Source organism: Enterobacter sp. 940_PEND (assembly GCF_001059415.1).
Lineage (GTDB): Bacteria > Pseudomonadota > Gammaproteobacteria > Enterobacterales > Enterobacteriaceae > Enterobacter > Enterobacter cloacae_M.
Genome location: NZ_JUMS01000123.1, coordinates 163,178 through 178,754, shown reverse-complemented (window position 1 = coordinate 178,754; position 15,577 = coordinate 163,178). Strand labels below are relative to the sequence as shown.

Genomic DNA, 15,577 nt, shown 5'->3' with positions numbered 1-15,577 from the left:
TCATAGCGTAACGAACCGATAATGCTGTGCCTAAGGCATTGAACGCTAAAGTAAGGAGAGAAACCATGCAGTTTTCAACAACGCCAACCCTGGAAGGGCAGACAATAACCGAGTACTGCGGTGTGGTTACCGGCGAAGCCATTCTCGGCGCCAATATCTTCCGCGACTTTTTTGCCGGTATCCGCGACATCGTTGGCGGCCGCTCGGGCGCATATGAAAAAGAGCTGCGCAAAGCGCGTGAAATCGCCTTTAAAGAGCTCGGCGAGCAGGCGGAAGCCCTCGGTGCGGACGCGGTCGTGGGGATTGATATCGACTACGAAACGGTCGGAAAAGATGCCAGCATGCTGATGGTGAGCGTAAGCGGTACGGCGGTGAAAACCCTCCGATGAGGCGTTCGCTTGCCACGCTCCTGCTGGCGCTGCTGCTGGCAGGATGCGTTACGGAAAAGGGGATCGTTGATAAAGGCGCCTACGAGCTGGACACGCGTCATCAGGCGCAGGCGGCTTACCCGCGCATCAAGGTGCTGGTGATCCACTATACCGCGGATGATTTTGACAGTTCGCTGGCCACCCTGACGGATAAGAACGTCAGCTCTCACTATTTGATTCCGGCTAACCCCCCTGCACCAGACGGTAAACCGCGCATCTGGCAGCTGGTGCCTGAAAGCGAACTGGCCTGGCATGCGGGCATTAGCTTCTGGCGCGGCACCAACCGCATTAATGATACGTCGGTCGGCATTGAGCTGGAGAACCGCGGCTGGCAAAAAACGTCGGGCGTTAAGCAATTTACGCCGTTTGAGCCTGCGCAAATTGCGGCGCTGGTGCCGCTCGCAAAAGACATTATTGCCCGCTACAACATCAGACCTGAAAATGTGGTGGCCCATTCGGACATCGCCCCGCAGCGCAAAGACGATCCCGGCCCGCTGTTCCCGTGGCAGGCGCTGGCCATGCAGGGTATCGGCGCGTGGCCCGACCCGGCGCGGGTGGCGTTTTACCTGAACGGTAAGCCGCGAGATGAACTTGTGGAGCAAAAGGTACTGCTCGATCTGCTGGCGCGCTACGGCTATGAGGTGACCGATAACATGACGAACGCGCAGCAGAAGCGCGTGATCGTCGCGTTTCAGATGCATTTTCGCCCGGCGCGCTGGGACGGCGTGGCCGATCGCGAAACGCTGGCTATCGTGGAGGCGCTGTTAGAGCGCTACGGGCAGGGGTAATCCTTCGGGTTACCCGACTCCACTTTTTCACGGTCTTCTTTTGGACTGATTTTTTAATCACATTCACCGCGTTGATGTTTTATAGTTTCCTCAGTCGAAATTACTCGCAAACGTGTTTGACAATATATCGACACGACAAATAAGAAACACTGATGTGCTAACGTCTTAGCTTTACTTTGCATTTGTTAAATGGACTACGCATTTATGCGCTGTGATTGCGCACGTTCACCTTTTCAATTTAATTTTAACAGGTATAACTATGTTAAGTATCTATGGTAAAAATAGCCGTCCACAAGCTGAACTCGACGCTATTATCGCGGCAACTGAAGGTTTTGAAGAAAGAACCTTACGCAAATGGCAGCGTATCAGTACCGAGAACAACGAAAATATTCATTTTATCGTTAGCGGTGAAGTTGAATTCCGCCGCGAGTCGGATGAACTGTGTATGTTCACTCTGCAGAATAAATGTATTTTCGGTCTCTCCTCTATTTATTATAACTCAACGCATATGTACGGCCTGGTTCGTGCCAGTACCGTCGTAAGAACCCTTAAAAAAGAGGATTTTTTCCGTCTGATGAGCGAAAAAAACCTGTGGGAAGCCTTGAGTAAAGTCCTCTCCTGGTATGTTTGCCTGCTCAGCAAGCGTGACGAAGTGCTGGTGGCCCGCAGCGCATACTCGATTGTTCGCGAATTCTTGCTGGAAATTAACGAACTGATGGTGCACCATCAGCGCGATATCAATATTTACGACTATATTCAGGAATATACCAGCCTGGCCCGAAGTACCATTATTAAAATTCTCGCCGACCTGAAAAAAGGTAATTATATTCAGGTTGATAAAGGCCGTCTAATGTATTTGTCAGCACTGCCGGAGAAATATTAATCGCTGTTCATCTCCTTTTTAAGTAAAAGGGTTGTTATGTTTCAGTGAGTTATTTGCCTGCGTTTCTGCCGTGGTTTCATCCTCTGGAGGCGTGGGCATTTTCCCCTGCGAATAATCTTTTTCCTGTTCTTTTAACGCCTTCATTAATAATGCCTTGATAGCCCCGTCATCAACTGTCTGACCGGTATTATCCTGTTCGGGGATAGCAGAATTCTTCACTTCTGTTCCTGGCAATGTATCCCGGGAAATATCATGCGGCATTTCACCGTCGGGCGCCTGCTGCCAGTCGGCATCGCCGCTATCAATGGGCATCTCCTGCAGCGGCGGCATCTCTTTTGTCACCGGTTCTTGCTTTGGTTCAGGCTGCGGGAACGGTTTACTGACATAGACATAATGCATATCCGATAGCGTCGTTTCTGGCTTAACGGCGCTCGCTTTTACTGGCTCAGGTACCGGATGGCGCAGATCCCAGTAGAGATGAGCGTAGAGTCCCGCAGCGATCGTCATCACTATTCCCATCGCCCAGATCAGGGTGGCACAGACCACTTTTTTCAGCGAGGGGCGCCGGTAAGAAAACCAGACCGGTGCGTTCAGGGTAGCGCTGCGCTGGGCAGCCAGAGTAATTGTCGACATTATGAATGCTTCTCCTGCGCGTTGGGGGTCGCAGATATATTTGCGGGCTGAATAAGTACGCTTGGCGTAGTCCGGGTTTCACGCATTAACTGCATCAATGTATCTTCACCCGCAATCCCGTCCACATGCAGATGCATTTTCTGCTGAAACTCGCGGGTACGTTGCATCAGTTCGGCCGTCCACACCTTTGTGTGGGTTTCGGGTAGATTCAGCGCCAGACTAAGCTGCCGATCCATCCAGCCCAGATCTTTGGCGCTGCTTTCGGCGCTCACGGCATCTTTCCCCTGCGGTGTAAGGTGGTGCAATTGGGTGTAATTGCCCGTAGCATGCTGGTTAAACCAGCTGCGGCTTACCTGCCAGGTGCGATTATTCATCAGCAGATCCAGCGATTTATCATCTACTCTGGCCACCACGGCATAGTTCAGGTGATCGCCTGTTTTGATCTCGCCGATCCACGGGTAACCCTCTTTTGCCAGCTCTTCGACCGGAGCGCTGCCCTCCTTACACATCAGGTTGACCTGCCCGGCGTTCTGGCAGAGCGCCTCTTCCATCGTCGCGTCATAACCCCACATGGTATAGAGCTGATGCATCGCATCGGGCTTGTTCACCACTTCATTATCAATAACCGGCACCGCTGGGGCGTCGGTTTTTGGTGCCTGCGGTTTCCAGCTGGCCATCACGGGCAGCTGTACCGGCAGTCTGGCGGTAATGGTGGGCATCAATGTCCAGCCGCAGGCGGCAAACAGTACGGAGGCAAAAAGGCCCATAACGGCAAGGCGTTTGCCCTTCGGTTTCGCCGGCAGAACTTCTCCGGCGGCGAGGCGCAGATGGCGCGGCGATACCTGCGCTGAACGCTCGGTCCAGGCGGCTAGCATCGCAAGGTGCGCCAGCTCATTGAGTTTGCCAGCCTGTCCTTTGGTCAGAACGTGCATCTTGCGCATGCGGGCCCGGGTGAACGGCGTCGCGTCGCTGCCATGCGCTTCACACTGGGCCTGAACATAGCTCAGGGACTCGCGGCAGGTGAGGGGCCGGAGCGTGTGATGCGTATGAAGAGATTCACGCAATCCGGACTGCAGGAGGATGGCTTCCTGGTCGGCCGATCCCATCAGCACAACCGACAGAGGCACATCCAGCTCCTGCGCGCGGGTTAACAGCATGTACAGTGCGTCATGGCAATTCGCTTTCATCGACTGAATATGCGAAATGACCAGCACTTTACGCGTGGTTTTGCGGGACAACATCTCGTCCTGCCACTGGCGCAGCACAGCATCAATAGCCTGGATCCGGGTTTTGCTCTCATTGGTGGTGGTGTTGAGTTTATAGAGCAGGCCGCTGGCGCTGAGTTTCGGGAAGGCGTTAATGGCAAGCAGCGTGTCGTCATGCTTTTTCAGCGCATCGCAAAACTGCGAGGCGAGATAGCTGTCGTCGCTTAAGAGCGCAGTGACGCCTGTTGTCTGGCACTTCTCTTTCAGCAAACCGAACACATCCTGATGATACGGAACAAAAAAATCACCTGGCATCCGGGTGATAGTCCGGAAAGGCTGGGTAGTGAAATTAAAATGGCGCATATACATAGCGTATTACCGTCTCTTTGATTCATAGCAAGGAGCCGGAAAAGTAAAGGATACAGGCGGAAGGGGCAATTTGAATGCAGGATAAAAATATTCTTTCTGCGCCTCTATCATTAGTTTATTTAACGATCAACCTTTTTCTAAATTATTGTTAGCGGAAGTGTGAATGGGCGGAGGCGAGGAAACACATTAGTATTTACGCCACTCACTCATACAGCCCTGTGCTGTGAATTACTGACTGGCAGAAAGGCTCGTTAAAAAATGCGGATGTCATTTGTTACTCAATTGATTATGCCCTGCGTCATGTTTGTGCTGCTTATTTTCTGCGGCCAGCAAGGGTATATGGTTTATAAAGATTATAAGAAAGTGACGAACAGGTTGTCTGATTCAAAACAGAATACGCAAAAAAAAAGTCACGATGAAACCCAGTTTGTACTTTTTACGCCGGCGGTAATGCCGGCGCAACAGCCAGCGGCGGTGAAAACGCCGCTCAGTGCGGAAATCGAAGGTATTCTCAGCAGCGATGAAGCCTGGCTGTCCTTTGCGGTGATAAAAACCCCCGCCGGACAAAAGAGCTATCGCGAGGGCGAAATGCTCGCCGGTTTTGACAATGCCTATATTGCCGAAATTCATGCCGATAATGTGGTGGTGAATTATGAAGGCGCGCCGCAGGTTATTTCACTTAACAAGCCAGACTATTTCAAAGGCGGCGTGGATAGCGCCCCGGCAACCAAATCGAAGAAAGATGCAGGGTTGGATAATCTGCATCTGGATGATTATCTGGTGTTAAAACCGTTAATCGAAAAAGGCCAGCTGGAAGGCTACAACATTAATCCACGCAATGCGTCGTCTTTCTACAGCCATGCTGGCCTGGAAAAAGGTGATGTGGTGGTAAAAGTTGACGATGTGGATATGACTAAAGAGGCGCAGGCAAAAGAGATCGTTGCCCGCTGGTCAAAAATGAAAGAAGCGGATGTCATTATTCGGCGTCACGCTCACCTTGAAAATATTCGGGTCAATGTTCTAAACAATTAATAAGTGTACAGACATGAAGAAATTTCCATGGGCGTGCGTAGCGCTGACCGCATTGTCGTTATATTCAGGTTCGCTGTTCGCGGCGAACTTTAGCGCCAGTTTCAAAAATACCGATGTCCGCGAATTTATCGATACCGTCGGGCGTAACCTTAATAAAACCATTCTGGTCGATCCTTCCGTTCAGGGAACGGTGTCGGTTCGCACCTACAACGTACTGACGGAAGATGAATATTACCAGTTCTTCCTGAGCGTGCTGGATCTCTATGGTCTGTCGGTGATCCCGATGGATAACGGGATGGTGAAAGTCGTGCGCTCTTCGGTGGCCCGCATGTCGGGCGCACCGATTGCCGACAGCAAAAACCCCGGCAAAGGTGACGAAATTATCACCCGCGTGGTGCGGATGGAGAACGTCCCGGTACGTGAGCTGGCTCCCCTGCTGCGTCAGCTGAACGACGCCTCCGGCATCGGCAACGTGGTCCATTTTGAACCGTCAAACGTGCTGCTGTTAACCGGCAAAGCCTCGGTGGTTAACCGCCTGGTGGATCTGGTGCAGCGTGTGGATCAAAGCGGCGTCCAGCGCCGTGAAATCGTGCAGCTCCGTTTTGCCTCGGCCAAAGATCTTTCTGACATGTTGAACAACCTCAACAACGAAGAGCAGAAAGGGCAAAACGCCCCGCAGCTGGCGACCAAAGTGGTCGCCGACGACGAAACCAACAGCCTGGTGATCAGCGGCAGCCCGGACGCGCGTCAGCGCACCCGGATGCTGATCTCCCAGCTCGATCGCGAGCAGAACAACGAGGGCAACACCCGCGTCTTCTACCTGAAATACGCCAACGCCAGCAAAGTGGTGCCGGTGCTGACGGGGATCGGCGAGCAATTGAAGGATAAAGCGGGCGGCGGCAAGAGCAAAGCCGCGCCGATGGCAGGCGACCTGAATATTACCGCCGACGAGTCTACCAATTCGCTGGTGATCACCGCCCAGCCAAACGTCATGAACTCGCTGGAAAAAGTGATCGACAAGCTGGATATCCGCCGTCCGCAGGTGCTGGTGGAGGCGATCATCGCCGAAGTTCAGGACGGTAACGGTCTGGATCTGGGCGTGCAGTGGACCGGTAAACACGGTGGGGTTCAGTTTGGTTCTACCGGCCTGCCGATCAGCCAGATCAAGAAGTCAAAAGTCATTGGCAGCTATACGGGTCTGGCGACCGGTTTCTTTAACGGCGACTTTGGCGCGCTGATGACGGCGCTGTCCACTAACGGTAAAAACGACATTCTGTCGACACCGAGCGTGGTGACGCTGGATAACAAAGAGGCGTCGTTCAACGTCGGTCAGGACGTGCCGGTACTCTCCGGTTCGCAGACCACCAGCGGCGATAACGTGTTTAACTCGGTGGAACGTAAAACCGTTGGTACGAAGCTGAAAATCGTACCGCAGATCAACGATGGCGACATGATCCATCTGAAGATCGAGCAGGAAGTTTCCAGCGTGGATAACACCTCGACGGCCGATGCCAGCCTGGGCCCAACGTTCAACACCCGCACTATCAACAATGAAGTGATGGTCCACAGTGGGCAGACAGTGGTACTGGGCGGCCTGATGGAAAACGTCACCAAACAGTCGGTCTCGAAAGTGCCGCTGCTGGGTGATATTCCGGTGGTGGGTCAGCTGTTCCGCTATACCTCCCAGGACAGCGCCAAACGTAACCTGATGGTGTTTATTCACACCACCGTACTGCGCGACGACGACAACTACGGCGCTGCGTCGAAAGAGAAATACGATCAGATCCAGGCGCGTCAACAGCAGCGTATGGAAGAGCACAAGCTGGGCATCGTAGAGAATGCTGATTCACCGATGCTGCCAGCCTATCCGTCCCAGAGCCGCACCGCGCCGGTGAGCGCCAGTGCGCCGGTGTCGACCCGCAACCCGTTTAAAGAGTAAGGCGCAAGCGACATGACCGAGATGAGTAATGCGCTCTGTACCAGCACCTGGGCGAAAGAGAACGGGGTCCTGTTCTATAACGACGAGGTTTATATCCGCGAGGATGCGCAGGCGTATGCCCTGCTGGAGATGCGCCGCGTGTTGGGGCGCTCCTATGCCCCGACGATCCTGACGGCGGAAGCGTTTGACGAACTGCTGACCAACATCTGGCAGCAGAACAGCGGCGTCTCGCAGCAGCTGGTGGACGACATGGACGCCGATATTGACCTGATGGCGTTAACCGAGGAGATCCCGGACAACGAAGATCTGCTCGATAACGACGAGAACTCGCCGGTGATCCGCCTGATCAACGCCATTATGGGCGAAGCGGTGAAGGAGGGGGCCTCCGATATTCACATCGAGACCTTCGAGCGCACCCTGAGCATTCGTTTTCGCGTTGACGGCGTGCTGCGTCCGGTGCTGCAGCCGGCGCGCAAGCTCGCGCCGCTGCTGGTGTCGCGTATCAAAGTGATGTCCAAACTGGACATCGCCGAAAAACGTCTCCCCCAGGACGGTCGTATCTCGCTGCGCATTGGTCGTAAAGCCATTGACGTGCGTGTCTCCACTATTCCGTCTCAGTACGGCGAACGCGTGGTGATGCGTCTGCTGGACAAAAGCAACCTTAAGCCGGACATCAACAAGCTCGGTCTGATTGACGAAGAGCTGGTGAAGTTAAAGGGACTGATTGAACGTCCGCACGGCATCATCCTGGTGACCGGCCCGACCGGTTCGGGGAAAAGTACCACCCTGTACGCGCTGCTGTCGGCGCTTAACGGCCATGAACGCAACATTCTGACCGTGGAAGATCCGATCGAGTATGAACTGGAAGGGGTCGGGCAGACCCAGGTCAACCCGCGCGTGGACATGACCTTTGCGCGCGGACTGCGCGCCATTCTGCGCCAGGACCCGGACGTGGTGATGATCGGGGAAATTCGTGACGGTGAAACCGCGCAAATCGCGGTACAGGCCTCGCTCACCGGTCACCTGGTGATGTCCACGCTGCACACCAACAGTGCCGCGGGCGCCATTACCCGTCTGCGTGATATGGGGCTAGAGTCATTTTTAATTGGTTCGTCGCTGCTTGGCGTCATTGCCCAGCGTCTGGTGCGTCGGCTGTGTCCGCACTGCCGCACGACCAGTCCGCTGGATGACAATGAGAAAGCGCTATTCACCTTTATGGAAACGCCGCCGAAAGCGATTTATCGCGCCGTGGGCTGTGAACAGTGTCGCCAGAGCGGCTACCAGGGACGCGCAGGCATCCATGAATTTCTGGTGGTCGACAGCGCCATGCGCCGTGCGATCCATGAAGACAAAGATGAGATGTCCATCGAAACGCAGCTTTTCAAAGAGGCCTACAGCCTGCGTGAAAACGGTCTGCTGAAGGTGATCTCCGGCGTGACCTCGCTGGAAGAGGTGATGCGCGTCACCGCCGAGCGCGGGGGGGATGCGTAATGGCGTGGTATGCGTGGTCCGCGACGGACGCTGCGGGGAAAACCCAGCGCGGCACCCTTCAGGCCGAAGGGCCAAAGCAGGTGCGCCAGATGCTGCGCGAACAGAAGCTGATGCCAGTGAACATTGCGCCGACCAGCGATCCGGCGGCGGGAAAAAACGCCCGTAAAGGGGCAAAACTGTCGATTCCGGTGCTGTCGATGTTTACCCGACAGCTCGCGACGCTGGTCAATGCCGCGCTGCCGCTGGAGAGTGCGCTGAAGGCGATTGCGAAGCAGACGGAAGATAAAACCCTGGCGGCGATGGTGACCGAGATCCGCGACAAGATCGTGGAAGGTCACACGCTGTTCGACGCCTTCAGCCAGTTTCCGCGCAGCTTCGACAAGCTCTACTGCACTCTGGTGATGGCCGGTGAAAAGACCGGGCATCTCGGTGGCGTGCTGGAAAAGCTCGCCGAGTACAACGAGCAGCGCCAGAAGATGAAAAGCAAGCTCACCCAGGCGATGGTCTACCCCATCACCCTGACGGTGGTGGCGATCGCGGTGATCTCCATTCTGCTGGTCGCCGTGGTGCCGCAGGTCATCGACCAGTTCACCCACATGAAACAAGAGCTGCCGGTGACCACCCGCACGCTGATTGCGGTGAGCGACTTTTTACAGGCCTGGGGCATCGTTATCGCCGGCGGCCTGTTCGGGGCGTCGGCGAGCTTTAAATTTTGGATAAAAGTAGAAAAGAACCGGTTTGTTTATCATCGGTGGCTGTTGCTAAAGTCACCGCTGAAAAAACTGGTCTGCGCCATCAACAGCGCGCGCTACATCCGTACGCTGAGTATTTTGCAGGCCAGCAGCGTTCCGCTGCTGGAGGGGATGTACATTGCGATGGACGGGATTGAAAACCTCTATGCCCGGCAGGTGCTTGAGCAGGCGGCGGACACCGTGCGTCAGGGGGCATCCCTCTACAACGCGCTGGAACAGGCGAGAATTTTCCCACCCACCATGCTCTACATGGTGGCCTCCGGGGAGGAGAGCGGCGAGCTGGGCTCGTTGATGGATCGTGCGGCGGAAAACCAGGAATCTGCATTACAGCATCGAATTACGTTAACTCTGTCGGTATTTGAACCGGCACTGGTAGTAACTATGGCGACCGTTGTTTTATTTATCGTTCTTTCAATATTACAACCGCTTCTTCAACTTAATAATATGGTGGGTTAATCATGACTTTGAAAAAAAATAGCCTGAAGCGTCAGGCGGGGTTCACGCTGCTCGAATTAATGGTAGTTATCGTTATTCTCGGCGTGCTGGCCAGTATGGTCGTGCCTAATTTAATGGGCAATAAAGAAAAAGCCGATATTCAGAAAGCGACCAGCGATATTGTGGCGCTGGAAGGTTCGCTGGATATGTACAAACTCGACAACCATCGCTATCCGACCACCGAGCAGGGGCTGCAGGCGCTGGTAACCAAACCTGAAATTGCGCCCATTCCGAAAGGTTACCGTGACGATGGCTATATTCGCCGCCTGCCGCAGGACCCGTGGGGCAATGACTATATTCTGGTTAGCCCGGGTGAGCATGGCGCTGTCGATATTTTCTCAGCCGGTCCGGATGCAGAAGCTAATACTGCCGACGATATCAGCAACTGGTCTTTTGATAAAAAAGATAAGTAATGAATAAGCAACGTGGATTTACCCTGCTGGAAATTATCGTGGCGCTGGTGATATTCGCCCTGAGCGCCATGATGGTGGTTACCACCATTCCATCACGCAGCGGCGCAGATACATTTGGTCAGCAGCTAAAATCCCTCGTTGAATATGGTTCTGACCGTGCGGTAATGGACGGAAATATTGTCGGGCTGGTGATGACCTCGTCAGAATTTGAACTGGTGACGCAGGTTGTAAATAACGGCGAGCGCCACTGGGCACCGTTAAAATCGGGGCGGATCGCCACCCGCGGCGAGTTTCCTGAGGAGATGCATGTCTCCCTCTCATCGCGAACGCTGGCGGCCACGCTGGACGATGAACCGCAAATCATTTTTTTGCCGGACGGCGAGCTTAGCCGCTTCACGCTCAGCCTCGAAAGCCTGGATAAAAAGCAGCGCTTTCACGTGACGTCACAGGGCTCTGTTCCCGTGGTGGTGGAAAACGATGACTAAACGCAAAACCAAAGAGCAGGGGATGACCCTGCTGGAAGTGATGGTGGCGCTGGTGATTTTCTCCACCGCGGCGCTGGCGCTGATGAACTCCGTCACCCTGAACGTGCGCTTTACCCACAGCCTGTCGGAAACGCTGCAGGCCGGCTGGGTGGCGGAAAATCAGCTGGCGCAAGCGCAACTGGCTCAGACCGATTTCCCGGACGCCGAGCAGGTGGGTACCGAAACCATGGGCGGACAAACCTGGACCTGGCATATCCAGCGGGTGAAAACCGCCGAAAATACCTTTGCCGATGAGGTACGGGTTTACAGCGAAGCAAGCGATGCGCAACCGGTGGTGGCGCTTCAGCTCGCCGAACCGGAGGTGGATCGTGAGTAAGGTGCAGCGTCAGCAGGGCTTTACCCTGCTGGAAATTATGATTGCGCTGGCCATCTTTGCGGTGATCGGCATTCTCGCCTGGCAAACTCTCGACGGCGCGATGCGCACCTCGACGGCCAGCGACGAGGCGGCGACAAAAGTGACGGCGCTTCAGCGCACGTACAACCTCCTCTCGCGTGACTTTTACCAGCAGCAGGCGCGCGCGCCGCGCAACAGCGGCGAGGTGTTCGTTCAGCAGCAGAATGGTCTGGAACTGACAACCCTGAACGGCATCAGCGGCCAGGTGCAGCTGGAGCGGGTGCGCTGGACGTTAAAGGACAAGCGCCTGTGGCGCAACGTCTGGGCTGCTATCGACGGTCCCGCCAGCGCGCAGCCGGAAGAAGTGCCGATTTTGAGCGATGTGAAAGCGATGAAATGGCGCTTCTGGCACGAAGGCTGGCAGGAAAAATGGACCGACATCGCCCATCAGCCTGATGGCGTTGAGCTGAATCTGACCATGGAAAACGGCGAAACCTGGCGCTGGGTTTTTATCACTCCCGGCGATATGCCTGAGATCCAGACCGCGCCAAAAGAGACGAATGCGGACCCGACGCAGCCGGCTGCGGAGAATGCGGCCCAGCCCGTAACAACCCCGCAGCCCGATACGGCAGTCGATCCAGGAGTGAGTTCATGAGCGGCAAAACAGCGCGAAAAGAGCGTGGCGTGGCGCTGCTGGTGGTGCTGATCCTGCTGGTGATGATGTCCGCCCTGGCGGCGAAGATCAGTCAGCAGTTCTGCCGCCACCTGCAAAAAACGCATTACCAGGTCAGCCAGCAGACGCTGCGCTGGGCCATTGCCCGTCAACAGAAGGTACTGGAAAACGTGTTGCAGAAAGCGGCCAGTTCAGAAGGGGCGGGGCTGTCGCCGCAAGGTGACTGGGCGCAGCCGCTGAAAACCCACGGGGATAATTACACCGTGGTGAGTCAGGTGGAGGATGCCCGGACCTGCTTTAACGTCAATAGTCTGCTGGCCGGTGACGCGGCGCCAGCGGCCCCGGCCGACCCAACTGCGCTGCCGGAAAAACCGGTCAAAGAGCAGATTATCGAACAACTGCTGGCTGAAAGTGGCGTCGGTACGCTGGCGGCAGAAGAGATTTACCAGCAGCTGGTGGATTATCTCGACGCCGACGACGTGACGGCGAAACAGGGCCAGGAGGCTGATGGCTGGGCGAGCGTGACGCCCGCCCGCGGTCCGGCGAATCAAATGATGCGCACCATCAATGAAATCAGACTGCTGCCCGCCTTTCCGCAGGCAGCGTGGCCGAAGGTCAGCAGGCTGCTGTGCGCCTTGCCGGATACGGATGGCACCATAAATGTGAATACCTTAACACGCGAACAGGCGCCGCTGCTGGCGGCGGTTTTTACCGGCGTGTTAAACACGGACGACGCTGCCCGCCTGATCGATTCACGCCCGGATGAGGGGTGGGCGTCGCTGGAGGCATTCAGCAAAGTGCTGGAGAGCAACTATCCGCAGACCAAAGATATCCTGGCGCAGATCCAGGACAGGGTTGCGGTCAACAGTCGCTATTTTCGGGTGGATACCACCGGCAATACCGATGATTTAACGCTGCGCGTCGTCAGCCAGCTTCACGTTGACAGTGAGGCTAGCAAGGTCGTGACCTGGCAACGCCGCTACCGAATGGTTGAATAAGATAAGTAGAAGATAATGAAAAAGGTGCTTTTTATTCGTCCTGACACCCGTGAGGACGGCAAAATCTGGTGGTGTGAATCCGGCAGCGATCGGGTGGAATCTCTGACGGGCTGGAGCGCGCTGAGCGAACTTTCCTGCCATCCGCTTTCTCAGCAGGTGTGCCTGCTGCTGCCGGCGAGCGAGACGATCTTTCGTCATTTTACCCTGCCGAAAAAAGGGCTTTCCGCCCAGACGGCGCCGTTCTCGTGGATGGCGGAAGAGACGCTGCTCGGCGAGGTGGAGACGCTGCACTGGACAATGCTGAACAAAAAGGGGTCGGAGGTGGATGCCGTGGCCATCGACGCTGAACGTCTGCGCCACTGGCTTGCGCTGTTCGCTCAGGCGGGGCTCACGGTGGTCCAGACGCTGCCGGATGCCTGGCTGCTGCCGGTGAGCGAAGGGGGCACTACGCTGGTAAGCCTGGAGGAGAGCTACTGGCTGCGTTTTTCCCCCGGCAGCGCAGGCGAAGCCGATGCGGTTCTGCTGCCGCTGCTGTTGAGTAAATGCCCGGCGGGCGAGTTGTACTGCTACGGCGATGTGCCGCAGGAGGTACAGGTGGATGAACGGCTGGCGTGGCAGCATCCGCTGGTGCTGATCCAGCCCCAGTGGCAGGGCTGTCGTATCAACATGCTGCACGGGGAGTTTTCCGGGCGCAGCGCCAGCGGTCCGCGTTTTCGCCACGCGAAAACGGCCCTCGCGGCGGCGGCGCTGCTTTGCGTCGGCCTGCTGATCGGCCCACGCGTTGGTATGGCGTGGACGCTCGCTCATCAGCAAAACGAGATCCGCCGGGAGATGACCACCGTAGCGCAGCACTATTTCCCGACCCTGCGCCAGACAAGCAACCTGAAGTACTACGTCGGGCAAAATATCAGCAAGGCGAAGAAAGGGATCTTCCTGCAGCTCGAAGCGCTGAATCAAATCAGGCAGTCATTACCGTCTCTGGAGATCAACAGCGTGGAATATGACGAAACGCAAAATCAGCTGACGTTGAATGTGAAATCCATGGATAAACAAGCCCTGCAGGATTTTGTCGCCCGCAGCGCCGAAACCTTTGACTTTGCGATGCAGCCAATTTCCGGCGAGGCACCTTATACCGCCATTATTACCGGGAGCTATAAATGAAAACGCAAATAGCCCAGCTAAAAAACCGCTGGCAAAATTACAGTCCACGCGAGCGTAATTTATTTAAACTATGCGGCGGGGCACTCTGCTGTGCGATGATTTATTACGGCGCGATGATGCCGCTCGATACGCTGATCAAAAATAACGAGGCCGTGTTATTTAAGCAAAAGCAGACGCTGAACTGGATGCGCCAGGAAATTGATAAGAACCATCTCCAGTCCAGAATCGTCAATACCCCGAACCCGCGCAGCGTGGTGGAAGAAAGTGCCAAAGTCGTGCACGTCGCGTTGACAGACGTGCGTCAGCAAGAGCAGTCGCTGACCTTTGATGTCGAGCGCGTCAACGTTTCTGCCCTGCAAAACTGGCTGCGTGAGATGAACGTCTCTTCCGGCATACGTCTGGAGAAACTCGCATTAACGCCGGTGGATCGTCAGAGTGACGTGAAAGCGCACATTACGCTGAGCTGGGCGAAAAGCGCATGAACCCGCTAATGCTGTTGCAGCAGGCGAATCTGCCGGGTCTGTGCGTGATGAGCGGAGCGCTGGGCGCGATCCTCGGCAGTTTCCTGGGCGTAGTGGCGGAGCGTATTCCGCCGCTGGTAATGGAAGAAGAGGGAGCAGGCAATCTGCTGTTTCCCGCCTCTCACTGCCCGGATTGCCACCACGCCCTGAGCGCGTGGGAAAATATTCCCATCATTAGCTGGTGCGCGCTGCGCGGTCGCTGCCGCCACTGCCATAGCGCGATTCCGCTGCGGCTGCTGCTGGTGGAAGTCTGTAGCGCTCTCTTCTTTGCCGCCAGCGCCATGCTGGCACCCTCGTTTACGGCGCTGATCGCGCTGTGGTTGATGTGGAGTCTGCTACTGCCGCTGGTGGTGATCGACGCGCGCCATATGCTGCTGCCGGACTGCCTGACCCAGCCGCTGCTGTGGACGGGGCTGATGTTTCATGCCCTGTTCCTTACGCTACCGCTGACCGATGTTATCTACGGCGCGGTGGCGGGTTATCTGTCGCTCTGGCTGGTTTACTGGGCATTCCGCCTGCTGACCGGGCGGGAAGGATTAGGCTATGGTGATTTTAAGCTGCTGGCGGCGCTGGGCGCCTGGTGCGGCTGGCAGGCGTTACCCTCTATTGTGCTGATCGCAGCGCTGGGGGGCATTATCATGCATTGCCTGTTAAAGCCCTTTGAGAATAAAAATAATCTTATTTCCTTTGGTCCCTATATTGCTTTTTCCGGGCTGGTTGTATTTATCGCGAAAATTCCACACATCATCTTTTAAATAATGCGGTCAAGTTTTTTTTGAGGTTTTTTCATCGGGTGAATGAAAGGAGAAAATAAATTCCCCACTGTATTCTTCTCTCCGCAATAAAACATTTGCCGAAGGTTTTATGAGTGGAGGAAGGTACGGCACAATAATAAACAGATCTTTCGCGAACCAGAA

General features: G+C 55.4%; 17 protein-coding genes. 15 read left to right on the top strand and 2 right to left on the bottom strand.

The features are described from left to right. Positions 1 to 65: 65 nt before the first annotated feature. The 3 genes from ADJ24_RS17895 (at position 66) to ADJ24_RS17885 (ending at position 2,099) form a co-directional block, all read left to right on the top strand. Positions 66 to 389, top strand: coding sequence for a heavy metal-binding domain-containing protein (locus ADJ24_RS17895; protein ID WP_023310944.1), 324 nt, complete (start codon positions 66 to 68; stop codon positions 387 to 389). Next, positions 386 to 1,216 (top strand): N-acetylmuramoyl-L-alanine amidase, encoded by an 831-nt coding sequence (locus tag ADJ24_RS17890; RefSeq protein ID WP_023310945.1) that lies wholly within the window; start codon positions 386 to 388, stop codon positions 1,214 to 1,216. Before ADJ24_RS17895 ends, ADJ24_RS17890 begins: the two co-directional genes overlap by 4 nt. Positions 1,217 to 1,475: 259 nt before the next feature. Continuing rightward, positions 1,476 to 2,099 (top strand): helix-turn-helix domain-containing protein, encoded by a 624-nt coding sequence (locus tag ADJ24_RS17885; protein ID WP_023310946.1) that lies wholly within the window; start codon positions 1,476 to 1,478, stop codon positions 2,097 to 2,099. 18 nt (positions 2,100 to 2,117) lie between these two features. Here the strand turns inward: ADJ24_RS17885 and ADJ24_RS17880 are convergent, their stop codons facing one another. Beyond that, positions 2,118 to 2,732, bottom strand: a complete 615-nt coding sequence (locus ADJ24_RS17880) for a hypothetical protein (protein WP_023310947.1) — start codon at positions 2,730 to 2,732, stop codon at positions 2,118 to 2,120. Further along, on the bottom strand, positions 2,732 to 4,306 hold the full coding sequence (locus ADJ24_RS17875) for an ExeA family protein (RefSeq protein ID WP_023310948.1): 1,575 nt from the start codon (positions 4,304 to 4,306) through the stop codon (positions 2,732 to 2,734). The genes ADJ24_RS17880 and ADJ24_RS17875 overlap by 1 nt, the downstream gene beginning before the upstream one ends. Positions 4,307 to 4,606: 300 nt before the next feature. Between ADJ24_RS17875 and gspC the strand changes: the two genes are divergently transcribed. Genes gspC through ADJ24_RS17815 form a run of 12 tightly spaced genes read left to right on the top strand, consistent with a single transcriptional unit; the run spans position 4,607 to position 15,415 of the window. Beyond that, positions 4,607 to 5,338 (top strand): type II secretion system protein GspC, encoded by a 732-nt coding sequence (gene gspC, locus ADJ24_RS17870; protein ID WP_032668130.1) that lies wholly within the window; start codon positions 4,607 to 4,609, stop codon positions 5,336 to 5,338. 13 nt (positions 5,339 to 5,351) lie between these two features. Beyond that, positions 5,352 to 7,277, top strand: coding sequence for a type II secretion system secretin GspD (gspD, locus tag ADJ24_RS17865; RefSeq protein ID WP_023310950.1), 1,926 nt, complete (start codon positions 5,352 to 5,354; stop codon positions 7,275 to 7,277). Between the two features lie 12 nt (positions 7,278 to 7,289). Continuing rightward, entirely contained in the window at positions 7,290 to 8,768 is a 1,479-nt protein-coding gene (gene gspE / locus ADJ24_RS17860) for a type II secretion system ATPase GspE (RefSeq protein ID WP_023310951.1), read from the top strand. Continuing rightward, complete coding sequence (gene gspF, locus ADJ24_RS17855; RefSeq protein ID WP_023310952.1) at positions 8,768 to 9,976, top strand: type II secretion system inner membrane protein GspF; 1,209 nt, start codon at positions 8,768 to 8,770, stop codon at positions 9,974 to 9,976. Before gspE ends, gspF begins: the two co-directional genes overlap by 1 nt. Before the next feature lie 2 nt (positions 9,977 to 9,978). Continuing rightward, positions 9,979 to 10,428 (top strand): type II secretion system major pseudopilin GspG, encoded by a 450-nt coding sequence (gspG, locus tag ADJ24_RS17850; protein WP_023310953.1) that lies wholly within the window; start codon positions 9,979 to 9,981, stop codon positions 10,426 to 10,428. After that, positions 10,428 to 10,913, top strand: a complete 486-nt coding sequence (gene gspH, locus ADJ24_RS17845) for a type II secretion system minor pseudopilin GspH (protein WP_023310954.1) — start codon at positions 10,428 to 10,430, stop codon at positions 10,911 to 10,913. The genes gspG and gspH overlap by 1 nt, the downstream gene beginning before the upstream one ends. Beyond that, positions 10,906 to 11,289: a type II secretion system minor pseudopilin GspI gene (gspI, locus tag ADJ24_RS17840; RefSeq protein WP_023310955.1), complete on the top strand. Its 384-nt coding sequence runs from the start codon at positions 10,906 to 10,908 to the stop codon at positions 11,287 to 11,289. Before gspH ends, gspI begins: the two co-directional genes overlap by 8 nt. Beyond that, positions 11,282 to 11,962 (top strand): type II secretion system minor pseudopilin GspJ, encoded by a 681-nt coding sequence (gspJ, locus tag ADJ24_RS17835; protein WP_023310956.1) that lies wholly within the window; start codon positions 11,282 to 11,284, stop codon positions 11,960 to 11,962. The genes gspI and gspJ overlap by 8 nt, the downstream gene beginning before the upstream one ends. Continuing rightward, positions 11,959 to 12,978 (top strand): type II secretion system minor pseudopilin GspK, encoded by a 1,020-nt coding sequence (gene gspK / locus ADJ24_RS17830; protein WP_023310957.1) that lies wholly within the window; start codon positions 11,959 to 11,961, stop codon positions 12,976 to 12,978. Before gspJ ends, gspK begins: the two co-directional genes overlap by 4 nt. 15 nt (positions 12,979 to 12,993) lie before the next feature. Next, entirely contained in the window at positions 12,994 to 14,139 is a 1,146-nt protein-coding gene (gene gspL, locus ADJ24_RS17825) for a type II secretion system protein GspL (RefSeq protein WP_023310958.1), read from the top strand. Then, a complete protein-coding gene (gene gspM / locus ADJ24_RS17820) occupies positions 14,136 to 14,621 on the top strand; it encodes a type II secretion system protein GspM (protein ID WP_023310959.1) in 486 nt (161 codons plus the stop codon). The genes gspL and gspM overlap by 4 nt, the downstream gene beginning before the upstream one ends. Then, entirely contained in the window at positions 14,618 to 15,415 is a 798-nt protein-coding gene (locus tag ADJ24_RS17815; protein WP_023310960.1) for a prepilin peptidase, read from the top strand. Before gspM ends, ADJ24_RS17815 begins: the two co-directional genes overlap by 4 nt. Positions 15,416 to 15,577 lie beyond the last annotated feature (162 nt).